The organism is Gymnodinialimonas sp. 202GB13-11 (assembly GCF_040932485.1).
GTDB lineage: Bacteria > Pseudomonadota > Alphaproteobacteria > Rhodobacterales > Rhodobacteraceae > Gymnodinialimonas > Gymnodinialimonas hymeniacidonis.
The window spans coordinates 2,378,356-2,393,319 of the sequence record NZ_JBFRBH010000001.1; the positions used below are offsets into that span (position 1 = coordinate 2,378,356).

Consider the following 14,964-nt stretch of genomic DNA (forward strand, 5'->3'; position numbering starts at 1 on the left):
ACCGGTCCTTTCCCTGAACGCGCCCGCGCGCGCTCTCATGTCTGGACCGTCTTCTAACCCCCGCGGAGCAATCTGCCAATCTGGGAACCGGCGGTAATTTCGTCGCGCCCCACGCGACACACGGCTGCCGCGTCCCCAGCATCCACACCGCGCGCGGCAAACCAGTCGCGCATGATGGCGCGGTAGCGCTCCTGCTCGGTGCGGTCATCAATGAACGCGTCCACATCGCGACGTTCCACACCCAGATCCTGCGCCCGGTCCACCAGACCTTCTGCAAAGGCCCAGGCCCGCACCATGCGGGGGCGAATATCATCGCACACGTTCTGGATATGACGTCCGACAGAAATCGTCGTCAGTCCGGCGTGAATTTCCGGATCATCGCGCAAGACCTGCCAGCTTGCGTTCTGCGCATGGCCGATCGTCGTGAACAGCCCGGTCACCAGCAGCACACCTGCAGCGGCTGCGATACGGAAGGGGGTAAGCATTTTTATTGTCCCTTTGAATAGGTTGGCCCGTTTCCAGAGACGGACATGGGGACAAGGCCCCATGTTATTCAATGTCACGAATGAGTCATCACGCCTTTCGGCATCTATTCGCCAACCGGCACGTCGCATCCTGCCGCGGACCAAAGGCTTTCCTCACCCACGGCGCGCCAGCCAAAGAACAGCGGCACAGTCTCAAGGTCATAATCAAGGCAATGGGCCTGCATCGCCTCCAGGGCGGCTTCACGCGCCTCAAACGGGACCGCCCGGCCATTCAGCGTACGCACAACCAATCCACCTTGAATCGGGATCGGCTCGATCTCAGAGCCGTCGGGCAAAGCGACGGGGTTGAAGATGATTACGGCTGGATCCGCCTGAACCTGCAATGGTCCGATGGAGGTGACATAGACCTGCGGCGTCACGCAGGCCGCAAGGGCCAGCGGCAACGCAGGCCAAAGCCTCATATCCGCACGCCCCAGAAAGTGATGATCAGCCAGACCAGCAAGGTCAGGAAAAGGATGGCCAGAATGATGTAGATCGCCGCTTCCATCCGCTCAGGTGTATTCAGCACGATTGCGATGCCCGAGGCTACCATGCCACCCATCACCGCACCCAGAATGCCGCCGCCGACGCCCCATAGCTGATAGCACAGGCCTGCACCCGCGACGGCGCAGACCAGATAAATGATCGCCAGAGAATACCAGTATACGCGAACCATACGAGCTGCCCTCTTGCCCTCAGGATGCCGCCGCGATGCATAGCGCTCGCGCGGTCATTTTGCGGCGAGGATAGGAAAATCACCTGAATCCAGCAAGATCACGCGCTGCGGCTGTCAAACGGGTGAGTCCTCACGGTCACAGCCCGTCAGGTGCGTCTCCCGGGCAAAGGCCGAAGAAGTGCCAAGCGCCAAACTCGGGATCATCAACGCCAACAAAGTTCGCCCGCACGGCGATGGTTGTGTTTTCTGGGCATCTGACCGATCGCGCAAAAGCGGCCACCTCCGCGCGCTGATCCGTGCCGAACTCGAACGGTTCTGCCCCGTCCAGCACGAAAACCTCTGTCATGGTTTCCCGTTCATCGCGTGGGGCGCACGGGACGGACGGATGGCAGGGACCCAGCCCCTGATCGACGTTCAAAAAGGTCCGAATGACATAATGTGCGCCCTCGACGTCGACCACGCTTCGAGTTTCAGGCGGCTGGATCGATGCATAGGAACGCGGATGATCGGACGCATCGGGGGCGCAAGCGCAAAGCGCGATGATGGGAGCGGCGATTGTGGGTCTAACCCGCAACAAGCAGTCCAAGGCGTGCCAAAGGCCCTGCCCGCATACGCGCCCAAAGCCCGCGAAACCCTCCGATCAGCTCTGGCGGCATCGCTTGGGGTTCACATTCAGGTGCAAGGTTGCCGACTGTGTGCGCAGCGCGCAATCGATCCTGCACTTCTCGCTCTAGCACTTTCACATTCACATGTCCGTAACACATGAGCGTCTCCCTCAGCGCAGGAAGCGGCCAATCTGGCTGCCCGCGGCAACTTCACGTTCCGCATAGGCACAAAGGGCAGCAGCATCACCCGGTGTCACGCCCTGGCGGCCCATCTCGGAAATCACATCTTCGATAATGCGATCTTCGGGTGTGTTCTGGATGGCCTGCAAGACATCCAATTCCGAATATCCTGACGCCAACATCTGATCGACAAACCCCTCAGTTAGCTGCTCGATGGAATTGCGCATCTGATATTGCGGGCAAATCCCGGCCATTATGTCAGCGGTCGCGGCATTTCCCGCAAACGCTTCGAATTGCGCCTGCACGCCAGTGGGCTGCGAAACGCACCCTGCAAGCGCGATCAAGGCAACAGCAGCAAACGCCCTCATTCCGCAGCCACCTGTACGGTGCCGTCGCGGCGCACCTTAATGCGGTCTTCGATCTCGTCACGGAAGTTGCGGATCAGGCCCTGAATCGGCCATGCGGCTGCGTCACCAAGGGCACAGATCGTGTGACCTTCGACCTGCTTGGTCACATCCCACAGCATGTCGATCTCTTCGACATTTGCCTCGCCCTTCACGAGACGCTCCATCACCCGCATCATCCAGCCGGTGCCTTCGCGGCAGGGCGTGCACTGGCCGCAGGATTCGTGCTTGTAGAAGCACGCCAAACGCCAGATCGCCTTGATGATATCGGTCTGCTTGTCCATCACGATCACCGCCGCCGTGCCAAGGCCAGACCCCAGCTCGTTGCGCAGGTAGTCGAAATCCATGATGGCGTCTTTCATGTTCTCTCCGCGCACGCAGGGAACGGACGAGCCGCCGGGGATCACCGCCTTGAGGTTGTCCCAACCGCCGCGGATACCGCCGCAATGCGTCTCGATCAGCTCCTCGAATGTGATCGACATCGCCTCTTCGACGACGCAGGGCTGATTCACGTGGCCGGAAATGGCGAACAGCTTGGTGCCCGCATTGTTCGGGCGACCAAAACCAGCAAACCATTCCGCACCGCGACGCAGGATTGTCGGCACAACGGCAATCGATTCGACGTTGTTCACGGTCGTCGGGCAGCCGTAAAGGCCCGCGCCCGCCGGGAAGGGCGGCTTCATGCGGGGCATGCCCTTGCGACCTTCCAGCGATTCCAGAAGCGCAGTTTCTTCGCCGCAGATATAGGCCCCTGCCCCGTGGTGCAGGTAAAGGTCGAAATCCCAGCCGGATTTGGCGGCGTTCTTGCCCAATAGGCCCGCATCGTAAGCCCCATCAATCGCAGCCTGCAGCGCCTCGCGCTCGCGGATATATTCGCCGCGGATGTAGATGTAGCAGGCGTTGGCGTTCATCGCGAAAGACGCGATCAGGCAGCCTTCAATCAGCGTGTGGGGATCATTGCGCATAATCTCCCGGTCCTTGCAGGTGCCAGGCTCGGATTCGTCCGCATTCACCACCAGATAGGCCGGGCGTCCGTCCGATTCCTTGGGCATGAACGACCATTTCAGACCCGTCGGGAAGCCCGCGCCACCGCGTCCACGCAGTCCGGAGGCCTTCATGATCTCCACGATCTTGTCGCGCCCCAAGCCGATCAAGTCCTTCGTCCCATCCCAATGGCCACGCGCCTTTGCGCCCGCCAGGGTACGGTCATGCATCCCGTAGATGTTGGTGAAGATCCGGTCTTTGTCCTGCAACATTGGCTAAATCCTTGATCGCTCGCGCGGGGTCTGGTCGCGCGTCTAGCTTTGTCTGCGCTCTTTCCACACCCAATACGTCACCACAAGCGCCCAGACCAGTGCCCCAATCGCCGCAAGGTCAAAGAGGAACACCACGCGCGTGGGCCAGCCCATTTGCCCGCCCACAAACTGCGCGCCCATCCACAGCACCATGGTGGCGGCCATCACGACAGCCGCACGGCGGATCTGGCGCACGCGGCGTTGTTCTTCGGGCGATACAGGCTTTTTCTCAGGCATCAGTGGCCCCAAAAAGAAAGCTGCGCGACCGGGCCGCGCAGCGTGATGATGTCGTCAGGTTGCATATCTCACCTAATGAAGGGCTGCGGCCCAAGGTTTAATATACATCTCCGTCATCGACTTTCTTGGAAAACTCGGTCTCACCGCCTGCGGCCAAAAGGCTCGCCTGTTCGACCCAGTTGTCACGGCTGACGCGGCCTTTGAACCCTTTGAGGTTCTGGTCAACCCAAGCCACCTCTTCTGCGTTCCAGGCCGCGATCTGATCGAAATGGTAGAAACCAAGCTCGTTGCAAAGGGTTTCCATCTTCGGCCCAACACCCTTGATCCGCTTCAGGTCATCGGCTTGCCCGCCGCGCGGGCCGTCGAGGGCCTCAGGTCGCGTGCCAGGGCCGGGGTCAGCAGCTGGCGCAGCAGCGGCGGCACTTGCGGCAGCAGCAGCTTCGGCTTCGGCGGCGCGGGCCGCTTCGGCCTCAGCGGCGGCATTGGCCTCAGCTTCGGCGGCCGCAGCAGCGCGGGCAGCTTCGGCTTCAGCGGCGGCTGCGGCTTCCGCCTCACGTGCGGCGTCCGCAGCGCTGGTATCAGCCGCAGCGGCGGCCGGGGCGGTTGCGGCGGCCGTCTTAGCCGCGGTCGATGACCCGCCTGCGCTTGCCTGCCCAGACCCCGCGTTATGCGGCGTCGCGGGCGCGCGGCACATCGTGATCGTCAGAATGGCGCCCAGAATAAGCAGCACAAGCACGCCCATGAACGCGCCCTGCATAAAGCTCCAACCGCCCAAAACCCAAAGTGCTGCCGCCGTGAAGACGCCAACCAAAGCGGCAATCCCCCAGGTCCAGGCCAGGCATTCCACTCCACCGGATTTGTTCATTGTAAGACCCCCCGTCATTCAACGTTTTTATCGTGTCGCTGGGAGTCTTAGCGCAGGATTCGGCCCCTGTCTTCCGCAACATTGACAGATTGCCGCAGCTTTGCAGCGGGGCCACACATTTTCCCCGCCTGAAAGGTCAGCTTTCGTTGGCGAATTCGGTCGCCTGTGCGATCCAGTTGTCCCGCTCAATCCGGCCTTTGAACTTCAGGCGCGCATCAACCCAAGCGACTTCCGCAGGGCCCCAGGCCGCGATCTGATCGAAATGGTAAAAGCCCATCTCGTTCAGCACGCCTTCCAGCTTAGGGCCAACACCACTGATCCGCTTGAGGTCATCTGCACCGCCATCGCGCGGCCCGCTCAACTGCTCAGGGGCTTGCTCTTCGACCGCCTCCACCGGTTCCGCTTTCGACGGCGGCTTGGCTTTGGACACGGCCTTCGCCTGTGCCTTGGTCACACCGGTTTTGTCTGCAGGTGCCTTGGCGCGGTTGGCGGGCTTCGGCCGCGCGGGCTCTGCCGGAACACCGTCACCCGATTTTTTGCCCCATGGGGCCAGCATTGGCACTTCCGTCCCGTCGATGCGCTTGATCGTGTCGCCAATATCAGCCGCCAGACGAGCCGAGGCATTCAGCCCATCCTTGCCCGCCTCATGCTCTTTCAACGAGGTCAGGCCACCCGCAGGCTCAGACGCATAGCGCCCGTTCTGTGGCCCTGGCGTGGGAACCTCCCCCGCCGCCATCTTGTCAATCAGCGCACCAAAGCTCTCCGCCGTTAGATCTTCGTAGTAATCCTTACCGATCTGGGCCATCGGAGCATTCGCACAGGCGCCTAGACACTCGACTTCTTCCCAGCTGAACTTGCCATCAGCGCTCAACTCATGGGCGCGTGGCGCGATCTTGTCCTTGGCCACGGCGACCAGATCTTCGGCCCCGCAGATCATGCACGAGGTCGTGCCACAAATCTGGATATGCGCGACCGAGCCCACGGGCTGCAGCTGGAACATGAAATAGAAAGTCGCGACCTCAAGCGCGCGGATATGCGCCAGACCCAGCATATCGGCCACCGCCTCAATCGCCGGACGGGTCAGCCACCCCTCCTGCTCCTGCGCGCGCCACAGCAGCGGAATGATCGCGCTGGCCGCACGGCCTTCGGGGTATTTGGTGATCTGCGCTTCGGCCCATTCCTGGTTGGCGGGCGTGAAAGCGAAACTGTCCGGTTGCTCGGGGTGCAGGCGTCGCAGCATGTAGGTCGTCCCTGGCGGTCGTTCGTTGGGCCACGGTTTCGCGCAAATGAAACGGGATGTCCATGCGCGCTATGGCGCAGGCTAGCTATTGGATGGCGTAGGGGGACAGGGCGAACAACGTGCCGTTCGGTGTGCAGTCTTCAACCTCGAACAAACCCTGCACCATCCGCAACCGCCCGCTGCGCATGTCGGCTGCAACGCGGCCCTCCAACGCGCGCGCCACGGCCAGAACGGCGCGCGCCTCCGGGTGGCGGATTGTGGTGCTGCGCAACCGGAGGGCAAAGAATCCTTCCCGTGCGACGTCGGCTCCAACCGGTTCTCCCAAGGCGATCATGGCCTGATCGACAAGGTAGACCTCAAACACCGTCACAAGATCGCTCGGCAAGGCACAGCCGATCGCGGCATAAGCCTCGTCCATGATGGCTTCCACAGCAGGGCCGTCCAGCGCCTCCGCTTGCTCCAAGACGGAGCCTCGCGGCACCTCAAGCTGAACCGAAACCACGGGATCATGTTGCCCTTGAGCGCCGAAGACAGGCGCAGCAAGGCAGGTCAGGGCCGATGCGAGACAGATTATCAGGTGCTTGTGCGACATCAGGCCAGCGTGGCAGCCAGCCTCGATCCTGTCCAGTCCGCAGCCATCGGACCTCGGACTGGGGGCAACAAAAAAGTAGGGCGCCTTTCCTGCACGATGTCAGGAAAAGCGCCCTCGCCCGGGCCGGACCCCTTCTTTCCGCCGGGCTAAGCGGTAGCGTTCAGCGCCAGGGGGATTGCGCGGGACGCCAATTCGTCGGGTTCGAGACAGTGCGACCCCCTGCTTGCATCCGGGCGATCACTTTGGAGGCGCGGGCAATACAGGGATCATCGAGGGTTTTTTCAGCGATGGGCGCGTGTGGCAGCAGCGGGCGCATGGGGCAGGTCCTTCGTGTCAGGGGTGTCACGTGTTCGTGAACCCAACCTGCCCCTCGCGGCCCGTTCCCACAACGGAGGGAATCCGTAGCTTACTCCGTCTCGGTTTCGCTTTCGTCCGGCGTGGCCTCGGCCTCTTCTCCGGCCTGGGCTGGCACGTCGCCCGTGCAAAGGCCCCAATTCACAAGGGTCAGCGTCCCATTGCCGGACGACCGCAGAAATCCCGTCTGCATCAGGGGCACCGCCATCTGCGGAAACATCGCGCTTTCCACGCCGATGCTGTCCATCACCGCGTTCACATCGTCCTGATGCAAAACGCAGCCCTGCGCGGCAATGGCTTGGGCCAACGGATAGCCCGGATGATCCTCCGGCGTCGCCGCCTGCCCATGAGCCATGGACGCTGCGAGGAGGGCCGCAGGCCCGAGGAGGAGTGGAATTCTGAAAATGCGCATGGGAAAGGGTCCTTCGAATAAGTCACGCGACCTCTAACACAAAGAAAAAGCCCACCAAATGGCGGGCTTCCCTGACCTTACGAGGTTGTGAACGCAGCGCTAGCGGTCCACTTCCCCGAACACGATATCAAGCGAGCCCAAAATCGCCGACACATCCGCCAGCTGGTGGCCTTTGCACAGGTAATCCATCGCCTGAAGATGCGGGAATCCGGGCGCACGCAGCTTGGCGCGGTAGGGTTTGTTCGTCCCATCGGCCACCAGATACACGCCGAACTCACCCTTGGGCGCCTCGACGGCGGCGTAAATCTCACCCTCAGGCACGTGGAAGCCTTCGGTATAGAGCTTGAAGTGATGGATCAGCGCTTCCATCGACGTCTTCATGTCGCCGCGCTTGGGCGGAGTCATCTTGCCCCGCGCCATGATATCCCCCTGGTTCTCCGGCATCCGCAGCTTTTCGCAGGCCTGCTTGATGATCTTCTGGCTCTCGCGCATCTCCGCCATCCGGCAGAGGTAGCGGTCATAGCAATCGCCGTTCTTGCCCACGGGGATTTGGAACTCGAACTCGTCGTAACACTCGTAAGGCTGTGACCGGCGCAAATCCCACGCAAAGCCCGATCCGCGCACCATCACGCCCGAGAACGCCCAGTTCTGGATGTCTTCTTCGGTTACGATGCCAATATCCGCGTTCCGTTGCTTGAAGATGCGGTTCTCCGTCAGCAGCGTGTCGATGTCATCGAGCGCCTTGGGGAACGCGTCCGCCCAGGCATCAATGTCCTCCACCAACTCCGGCGGCAGGTCCTGATGCACGCCACCGGGCCGGAAATAGGCCGCATGAAGGCGCGCGCCGGAGGCCCGCTCGTAGAAGATCATCAGCTTCTCGCGCTCTTCAAAGCCCCAAAGCGGCGGCGTCAGCGCGCCCACGTCCAGCGCCTGCGTCGTGACGTTCAGAAGGTGGTTCAGGATGCGCCCGATCTCGCAATAAAGCACCCGGATCAACTGCGCGCGGCGTGGCACTTCCGTGCCCGTCATCCGCTCAATCGCCAGACACCAGGCATGCTCCTGGTTCATTGTGCCCACGTAATCCAGCCGGTCAAAATACGGCAGGTTTTGCAGATACGTCCGGCTTTCCATGAGCTTCTCGGTGCCACGGTGCAGCAGCCCGATATGCGGATCACAGCGTTCGCAAATCTCACCGTCCAGCTCCAGCACCAGACGCAACACGCCGTGCGCTGCGGGGTGCTGCGGGCCGAAGTTCAGGTTGAAGTTGCGGATCTTCTGCTCACCGGTCTCGAAATCGGTGGAGCCATCGTCATAGGTGTTCGTGCGGATATCGCCGTCCATCATGCCTTCTCCTCCGCATCCGCCTTCTCATCGCCGGGCAGCACGTATTCCGCACCTTCCCACGGGCTCATGAAATCGAACTGGCGGTATTCCTGCACCAGCTTCACCGGCTCATACACAACGCGCTTGAGCTCTTCGTCGTAGCGAACTTCGGTGTAACCCGTCGTCGGGAAATCCTTGCGCAGTGGATGGCCTCGGAACCCGTAATCCGTCAACAAGCGGCGCAAGTCGTCGTGGCCCGTAAACAGGATCCCGAACATGTCGTAGACTTCGCGCTCATACCAACCGGCACTGGCATGGACCGAGGTGATCGAGGCCAAAGTCTCATCCTCGCGCAACGCCACCCGCACGCGAACACGGTGGTTCTGGTACATGCTCAGGAAATGGTACACGACATCGAACCGGCGATCCCGGCTAGGGTAATCCACCGCCGTAATGTCGATCAGGGTCGAGAACTGGCAGGACCGGTCCGTCTTCAGAAACTCAACGAACTCCACCAGCTGCGCCGGGGCGACGTCCACCGACAGCTCACCAACCGCGTTCACATCCGTTGACAAAACCGCGTCCGAACGCTTCTCGCTCAGATAGGTCGCCAGCTCTTGCAGGGCTTGGGTCATTCTAAAAATCCCTCAGCGCGTGATGGTGCCGGTGCGGCGGATTTTCCGCTGTAACTGCAGGATACCATAAAGCAATGCCTCTGCTGTCGGCGGGCAGCCGGGCACGTAGATGTCGACCGGCACGATCCGGTCGCAGCCGCGCACAACGCTATACGAATAGTGGTAATACCCCCCGCCATTGGCACACGATCCCATCGAGATCACGTAGCGCGGCTCGGGCATCTGGTCGTAAACCTTGCGCAAAGCGGGCGCCATCTTGTTGGTCAGCGTACCGGCCACAATCATCACGTCCGACTGGCGCGGGGACGCACGCGGGGCGATCCCGAACCGCTCCGCATCATACCGAGGCATGGAGGTGTGCATCATCTCAACCGCACAACAGGCCAGACCAAAGGTCATCCAGTGCAGCGAGCCCGTGCGTGCCCAGTTGATCAGATCCTCTGTCGAGGTGACGAGGAATCCCTTATCCTGAAGCTCGCGGTTCAGTGTCTGCGTCGCAACCTCACGGTCGGCGCCGGCATGGTTGGGGGTCGTTGCTACACCCATTGTGGCTCACCCTATATGGTCGTTCGCTCCACCAGATACGGGCGCGCGCGGCAGGGGTCAACGGCGCGCGCACCGAATGCCACAAGGGGTCGCAGGCAAAGCTGGCGCGAACGCCGGTATGCGCCCTGTCTGCACTGGTGTTAGCATGGTTCTGGTCGCAGGCGTGACCTCACCCAATCGGGGCTGGTCATGGACAGGGCCACGCCTGCTGGCCCACCCCTAGCGGCGTGGGTTTCCGCACCATCCGCCGCGCGGTTGCGCAGGCGCACCACGGCCGGATGGCATTGTCAGGTTGGAAGAGGGCGTCACCGGCCAGCGGCACGGGCCGCGTCTGCGGTTCCGTGAGGTATTCGTTTCGCTGCGCAGGCAACACGAAACAGCTCCGGCACGACGCCGGACATGTGTCTTGGTGTTGTTCAATCCCGTCCACCGGCCATGAAATGGCAACGGCCCTCTCCCCTATCGGAGGCATGCCATGCACAGCGCCCAGTTCGCCGCACAGCCCGCCAATCCTGTTTGAGAGTCACCCCGTTTGCCCCGGCGACATCGCACCTAGAAAGACCCACCAAGGCCACGCATTCAAGCGCGCAAGGCCGTCAATTCAGGAAACCCTCAGGTAAGGGGAACCCGCAGTTCCCGGGTGCGCTTCCTTGAACGCTAAGGGACAATGTCCATGGCCGGTGCCAGCGGGCCCGCCGTGTAACAGAACGTCCGCCCCACGTCCGGGCACCGCTCCCGGCCCCGCAGGCTATCGGTCAGAACACCCCAGATCATCGGCTGCCCCCCCTCAGACCAGCCAATCATCGGGGAGCCTGAGGCCCCGCTCCCGCTGTCGCAGTCGTAACGCGCAACTTCAAAGGTATCGCGCGGCTCGGCCAGCCGCCCCACGACCTCCCCATTTTCATCAAGGTCCGACGTCGTCGGCGGCACCCCGCGATACTGACATATCTGGGCAAGAAAGCCGTCCGTTCGGTAGGTGTCGTTCCCACCTGTCACGTTCAGGATCGGGTGCCCTTCTTCCAAGGTGAGGTCTGCTTCCGCAGCAATTGGCAAAGGCCGCGCCCCTTGCGGCACACGGCTCAGCCGAACCACCGCCCAATCGGTGCGCGTTATGGGAACAGACAGGTGGGTTATCAGTGCTTCGGGCACCCGAAACGGTCCGGCCTTCAATCCGGCCGTGTCCAGCAGCACCACATCGCCGCCGGTGTGAACCGCCACGCAATCTGGGTTGCGCCCACGCTGGCTACCATCCTCGTTTAGAAACACATGCGCCGCTGTCAGCATCCGGTCGCCGTCACCGATCAGGACGCCACCGCCGGTCATCCCGCCCCTGCAGGAGATTCGGACCACGGCGGCAATCGCATCCTCCCAACCGGGGAACAGGCTCGGATCCTCCGGTACGAAATCGGCCAGCGGCACACGGCTTTCGCCGCCGATCACTCCGGAAGGCGGCGGCGTTTCGCGTTTGGTGATAAGAGGAGGGCTATACTCAGACGACGAAGCGTTCAGCGCGATCCACCCGCCACATCCAATCACCAAGCAGACGAACGCCCCTTTCCAAGGAGACGGTTTTCGGGTGACAGGCTGATAGGGTTCAGGCGACGCCATGGCCGCAAGAATAGGTTAACCGAAGGTAAACGAAAATACGTTCCTCGATATATTTCAATGGCATGACCCGCTTGCTCACGCGTGAGCAATGGTCACTCCCACTCAAGCGCGCCCTTCTTCCACTCATAGGCGAAGCCGATGGTCAGGACCGCAAGGAACACCATCATCGACCAGAACGCCGTGTCACTGAGGTCCGGGAAGGCCGTGGCCCAAGGGAATAGGAACGCGATTTCGAGATCGAAAATGATGAACAGGATCGAGACGAGGTAGAACCGCACGTCAAACTTCATCCGTGCATCGTCAAATGCGTTGAAACCGCACTCATAGGCGCTGACCTTTTCCGGGTCCGGGTTGCGCACCGCCAGAACGACCGCCGACAGCATCAGCACAAGGCCAAGCCCGATAGCAATCGCCAAGAAAATCAGGATCGGGGCGTAGTTAGACAGAAGCTCGGTCATCTCGGTCTCATTTGGTCCGGTCGAATGTCGGTTTACGGTGCGCGGGCAAAAGGGTCAACGCACGGTTCGTGCGGCAAAGAGTTCCGGGCCTGCCATCTTTCCTCCGACCTCCTAATGTGGAAAAGCCTCTCCATGACCAAACGCTTCCTTTCCGCCGTTCTGCGCGCGCTTCTTCTTTCCGCTTGCCAGACCGCGACGGACCCCTCCACGCTTTCGGACGATCAGCTGACTTGCACAACCGCGCAATTCATCGCCCATCCGGGAGATGAAGATGATCCGTTCCTTCGGGGCAATGAGGGCCGGCGTTTCGTGATCGACCTGTCGACAGACGGCGTGATCGACCTTTTCGTCCCGGATGCGGGCAATTGGCCAAGCGATTTCCAATTCCGGATCACCGGATCGCCGGGCGGCGTTCTTACGGCGCGACACCAGGGCTTCAACCGCTTCACTGGTGAGACGAACCCGGACCTCGCCTACGAGCTTCGCCTGTCACCCATCTCGACACCGGGCTTCCGCACAGGTGAGCTCCGCTCGATCTCAACCTTTGGTGGCACAGCCCGGACAAACCGTTGGCTCCTGTCTTGCGAGAATAGCGGCTCCCCGCTCTGACAGCGCCCTAACCGACGGCTAAAGCATCCCGTAACTCGCGGCGCAGAATCTTGCCACTGGCCGATTTCGGCACGCTCTCTACAAACCGATACTCCTCCGGCCGCTTGTAACTGGCCAGACACCCCTCGCAATAGGCCCGGATCGCGTCTTCCTCGACCGTGCCATTGGTCACGACAAAAGCAATCGGCACCTCGCCCGCTTCCGGGTCGGCCTTGCCGATCACGGCGGCATCCGTCACGCCCTCCATCGCGCACAACGCGGCCTCAACCTCAGCGGGCGCGACCTGGAAGCCCTTGTATTTGATCAACTCCTTCAACCGATCGCGGATGTACATGAAGCCGTCCTCGTCGATCTCGGCCAGATCACCCGTGCGCAACCAGCCGCCCTCGGCCATCGTCTCAGCCGTGGCGTCGGGATTGTTCAGATAGCCCTTCATCACCTGTGGTCCCCGGATCCACAACTCGCCTTCCATGCCGGTTGGCTGATCTTCCAACGTCTCCGGATCGATGATCCGGCATTCCGTCGAGGGCACCGCCTGCCCGCTTGATCCATGACGGATATTGCCGAAAACCGTCATATGGCTGATCGGGCTCAGCTCGGTCATGCCGTAACCCTGAACCGAGCTTGCCCCAAAACGCTCCCCCACAGCCGCTTCAATCTCGGCCCCCAAGGGAGCAGCGCCTGAGAAGATCTCCGACACGGACGAGACATCATACTCATCCACCATGGGATGTTTTGCCAAGGCGAGCGCGACCGGCGGCACGATATAAAGCCGCGTCGCGCGGTGCTCCTGTATGAGCTTCAGATACAGCTCCAGATCGAAACGCGGCAGCGTCACGATCTTGGCCCGCTGGTTGAGGAACAGGTTCATCAGAACCGTCATCCCATAGATGTGGAAGAACGGCAGGAAGGCGATTGTCACATCATCGGGCTTGATCTGCGCAACGGCCGCCGATTGCGTGACGTTGGCCACCAGATTGCGATGGGTCAGCATCACGCCCTTGGGTCGCCCCGTCGTGCCGCTGGAATAGGGCAGCACAACCACATGTTCCGCCACATCCACCGGGGCCTGTTCAGGCATTTCCGCACCCATCACATCGGCCAGCGACAGCGCGCCATTTGCCCCGTCGATCACAACCAATTCGCGGCAGGCTGTGCCTTCCATGGCCGCCCGCGCCACATCAGCAAACATCGAGATCGTCACCAGCATCTCAGCGCCCGCATCCTCAAGCTGGTGCTTGATTTCAGGTGCCGTGTAGGTCGGGTTGATCGTGGTCACCGTGCCACCGCCCCAGGCCACGCCATGGAACACGATCGGGTATTCCGGCAGGTTCGGCGCCAGAAGCGCAACGGTGCCACCCGGCAGCACACCGCGTTCGGTCAATCCGCCGGCCAACGCCTTGATCTGCGCGATCATCTGGCCCGCCGTCACCTCGCGCCCGGTCGGGCCATCCACCATGGCCACATCATCTGCGCGCCCCTCAAACCCCTCGAACAGCTTTTGCGTGACCGAGATGTTCGGAACCTCGACCGTGCCATGCCGACTTTCGAAAATTGCCATGATGTCCTCCCAGACCCGGCCTCTGGATCGGGCCGTGTGCGGCAAGGATTGCGGAGGACGCACGCCTCTGTCCAGAGCCAATGACGGGACGGCGGGTGGGGCGAGGCCCATGGGCGAGCGTCACCCGACGTCCCTATGCCTCAGTCAGCAGCAAGTACAGCCAGACGCCCCAACCCCAACTCAACCCCATCAAAGGTTCTCGGATCGACGCAGGTCTCTGCCGCAAGGATCAGCGGCATCGCTTCATTTGGGAACGCCCCCTCCCCCTCCGCCTGAGCATACAACGCCTCTGAAAACGACTCCTCGGACTGCCCGCGTTCAAACGGCAATCCCAGCGCCCTCTCCTCCGCCAAGGGCTCGCCCGTCAAAACCTGAACCTGCCCTTCGACCGTTGCAAAGGCCCGTGTGATCCGCCCGCCATCGGCAAAGGCCCAGGCTACATAGTCCACAACGCGGTAGGAGCCGAAATAGGCGACGCGCCCGAACCGCTTCGACAAGGCCTCCAACCGGGCAAACATATCGGCGATGGGCTCGTCATATTCCATCGCCCCCTGTAGCCCGAGCACCAGACACACATGCCCATTCTTGGCGGGCGTCGCGAAGACTTGCGTGACCGGCCCAAGTTCCGCCTGAACAGCGGCCATGCCGCGCCGCCAGGTGCAGGGCACGATGTTCTCGGCCCCCAAGGCGGCCAAAACCGAGTCCGGGTCCTCCGAAGGCACCGTGATCCATCCGGTCTTGTACCCAAAGCCAAGGCCTGCATCCGCCTCGGTATCGGCAAGCGGCGGGGGCGGTGCTTCAGGCTTTTTCGCGAAGAGTCGTCCGAACAAGGTTTTCAAC

Annotated in this window: 21 protein-coding genes; 1 reads left to right on the forward strand and 20 read right to left on the reverse strand. The window is 61.8% G+C overall.

Translation table 11 applies throughout. From position 1 onward, the window contains the following. Positions 1-53: 53 nt before the first annotated feature. The 18 genes from V8J81_RS11905 to V8J81_RS11990 form a co-directional block, all read right to left on the reverse strand. Positions 54-485: a DUF5333 domain-containing protein gene (locus V8J81_RS11905; protein WP_368475965.1), complete on the reverse strand. Its 432-nt coding sequence runs from the start codon at positions 483-485 to the stop codon at positions 54-56. A 104-nt stretch (positions 486-589) separates the two neighbouring features. Next, positions 590-946, reverse strand: coding sequence for a hypothetical protein (locus tag V8J81_RS11910; RefSeq protein WP_368475966.1), 357 nt, complete (start codon positions 944-946; stop codon positions 590-592). Continuing rightward, a complete protein-coding gene (locus V8J81_RS11915) occupies positions 943-1,200 on the reverse strand; it encodes a hypothetical protein (RefSeq protein WP_368475967.1) in 258 nt (85 codons plus the stop codon). Before V8J81_RS11915 ends, V8J81_RS11910 begins: the two co-directional genes overlap by 4 nt. 136 nt (positions 1,201-1,336) lie before the next feature. Beyond that, positions 1,337-1,546, reverse strand: a complete 210-nt coding sequence (locus V8J81_RS11920) for a hypothetical protein (protein WP_368475968.1) — start codon at positions 1,544-1,546, stop codon at positions 1,337-1,339. 217 nt (positions 1,547-1,763) lie between these two features. Beyond that, a complete protein-coding gene (locus V8J81_RS11925; protein ID WP_368475969.1) occupies positions 1,764-1,964 on the reverse strand; it encodes a hypothetical protein in 201 nt (66 codons plus the stop codon). 11 nt (positions 1,965-1,975) lie between these two features. Further along, positions 1,976-2,353, reverse strand: coding sequence for a DUF5333 family protein (locus V8J81_RS11930; RefSeq protein WP_368475970.1), 378 nt, complete (start codon positions 2,351-2,353; stop codon positions 1,976-1,978). Further along, entirely contained in the window at positions 2,350-3,645 is a 1,296-nt protein-coding gene (gene nuoF / locus V8J81_RS11935; RefSeq protein WP_368475971.1) for an NADH-quinone oxidoreductase subunit NuoF, read from the reverse strand. Before nuoF ends, V8J81_RS11930 begins: the two co-directional genes overlap by 4 nt. A gap of 42 nt (positions 3,646-3,687) precedes the next feature. Then, positions 3,688-3,921: a DUF5337 domain-containing protein gene (locus V8J81_RS11940; RefSeq protein ID WP_368475972.1), complete on the reverse strand. Its 234-nt coding sequence runs from the start codon at positions 3,919-3,921 to the stop codon at positions 3,688-3,690. A 97-nt stretch (positions 3,922-4,018) separates the two neighbouring features. Continuing rightward, entirely contained in the window at positions 4,019-4,786 is a 768-nt protein-coding gene (locus tag V8J81_RS11945) for a helix-hairpin-helix domain-containing protein (RefSeq protein ID WP_368475973.1), read from the reverse strand. A 136-nt stretch (positions 4,787-4,922) separates the two neighbouring features. Then, complete coding sequence (locus V8J81_RS11950) at positions 4,923-6,026, reverse strand: NADH-quinone oxidoreductase subunit E (protein ID WP_368475974.1); 1,104 nt, start codon at positions 6,024-6,026, stop codon at positions 4,923-4,925. Positions 6,027-6,111: 85 nt separating this feature from the next. Continuing rightward, the gene (locus tag V8J81_RS11955; protein WP_368475975.1) at positions 6,112-6,618 is read right to left on the reverse strand and encodes a hypothetical protein; all 507 of its coding nucleotides are present in this window, start codon (positions 6,616-6,618) and stop codon (positions 6,112-6,114) included. Between the two features lie 160 nt (positions 6,619-6,778). Beyond that, positions 6,779-6,934 carry a hypothetical protein gene (locus tag V8J81_RS11960; RefSeq protein ID WP_368475976.1) on the reverse strand — a complete coding sequence of 52 codons (156 nt, stop codon included), beginning with the start codon at positions 6,932-6,934 and terminating at the stop codon, positions 6,779-6,781. Between the two features lie 90 nt (positions 6,935-7,024). Then, positions 7,025-7,384, reverse strand: a complete 360-nt coding sequence (locus tag V8J81_RS11965) for a hypothetical protein (RefSeq protein WP_368475977.1) — start codon at positions 7,382-7,384, stop codon at positions 7,025-7,027. Between the two features lie 99 nt (positions 7,385-7,483). Further along, positions 7,484-8,728 carry an NADH-quinone oxidoreductase subunit D gene (locus V8J81_RS11970; protein WP_368475978.1) on the reverse strand — a complete coding sequence of 415 codons (1,245 nt, stop codon included), beginning with the start codon at positions 8,726-8,728 and terminating at the stop codon, positions 7,484-7,486. Further along, positions 8,725-9,342, reverse strand: coding sequence for an NADH-quinone oxidoreductase subunit C (locus tag V8J81_RS11975; protein ID WP_368475979.1), 618 nt, complete (start codon positions 9,340-9,342; stop codon positions 8,725-8,727). The genes V8J81_RS11970 and V8J81_RS11975 overlap by 4 nt, the downstream gene beginning before the upstream one ends. Before the next feature lie 12 nt (positions 9,343-9,354). Next, positions 9,355-9,888 (reverse strand): NuoB/complex I 20 kDa subunit family protein, encoded by a 534-nt coding sequence (locus V8J81_RS11980; RefSeq protein WP_368475980.1) that lies wholly within the window; start codon positions 9,886-9,888, stop codon positions 9,355-9,357. A 657-nt stretch (positions 9,889-10,545) separates the two neighbouring features. After that, complete coding sequence (locus V8J81_RS11985; RefSeq protein ID WP_368475981.1) at positions 10,546-11,496, reverse strand: trypsin-like serine peptidase; 951 nt, start codon at positions 11,494-11,496, stop codon at positions 10,546-10,548. A 92-nt stretch (positions 11,497-11,588) separates the two neighbouring features. After that, positions 11,589-11,954 carry an NADH-quinone oxidoreductase subunit A gene (locus tag V8J81_RS11990; protein ID WP_368475982.1) on the reverse strand — a complete coding sequence of 122 codons (366 nt, stop codon included), beginning with the start codon at positions 11,952-11,954 and terminating at the stop codon, positions 11,589-11,591. Positions 11,955-12,086: 132 nt separating this feature from the next. Here V8J81_RS11990 and V8J81_RS11995 point away from each other — a divergent pair, with 132 nt between their 5' ends. Continuing rightward, positions 12,087-12,563 (forward strand): hypothetical protein, encoded by a 477-nt coding sequence (locus tag V8J81_RS11995; RefSeq protein ID WP_368475983.1) that lies wholly within the window; start codon positions 12,087-12,089, stop codon positions 12,561-12,563. 7 nt (positions 12,564-12,570) lie between these two features. On the opposite strand, the gene V8J81_RS12000 is transcribed toward V8J81_RS11995, so the two are convergent. Further along, positions 12,571-14,124, reverse strand: coding sequence for an AMP-binding protein (locus V8J81_RS12000; RefSeq protein WP_368475984.1), 1,554 nt, complete (start codon positions 14,122-14,124; stop codon positions 12,571-12,573). 140 nt (positions 14,125-14,264) lie between these two features. Further along, complete coding sequence (locus V8J81_RS12005) at positions 14,265-14,963, reverse strand: hypothetical protein (protein WP_368475985.1); 699 nt, start codon at positions 14,961-14,963, stop codon at positions 14,265-14,267. Position 14,964: the final 1 nt, after the last annotated feature.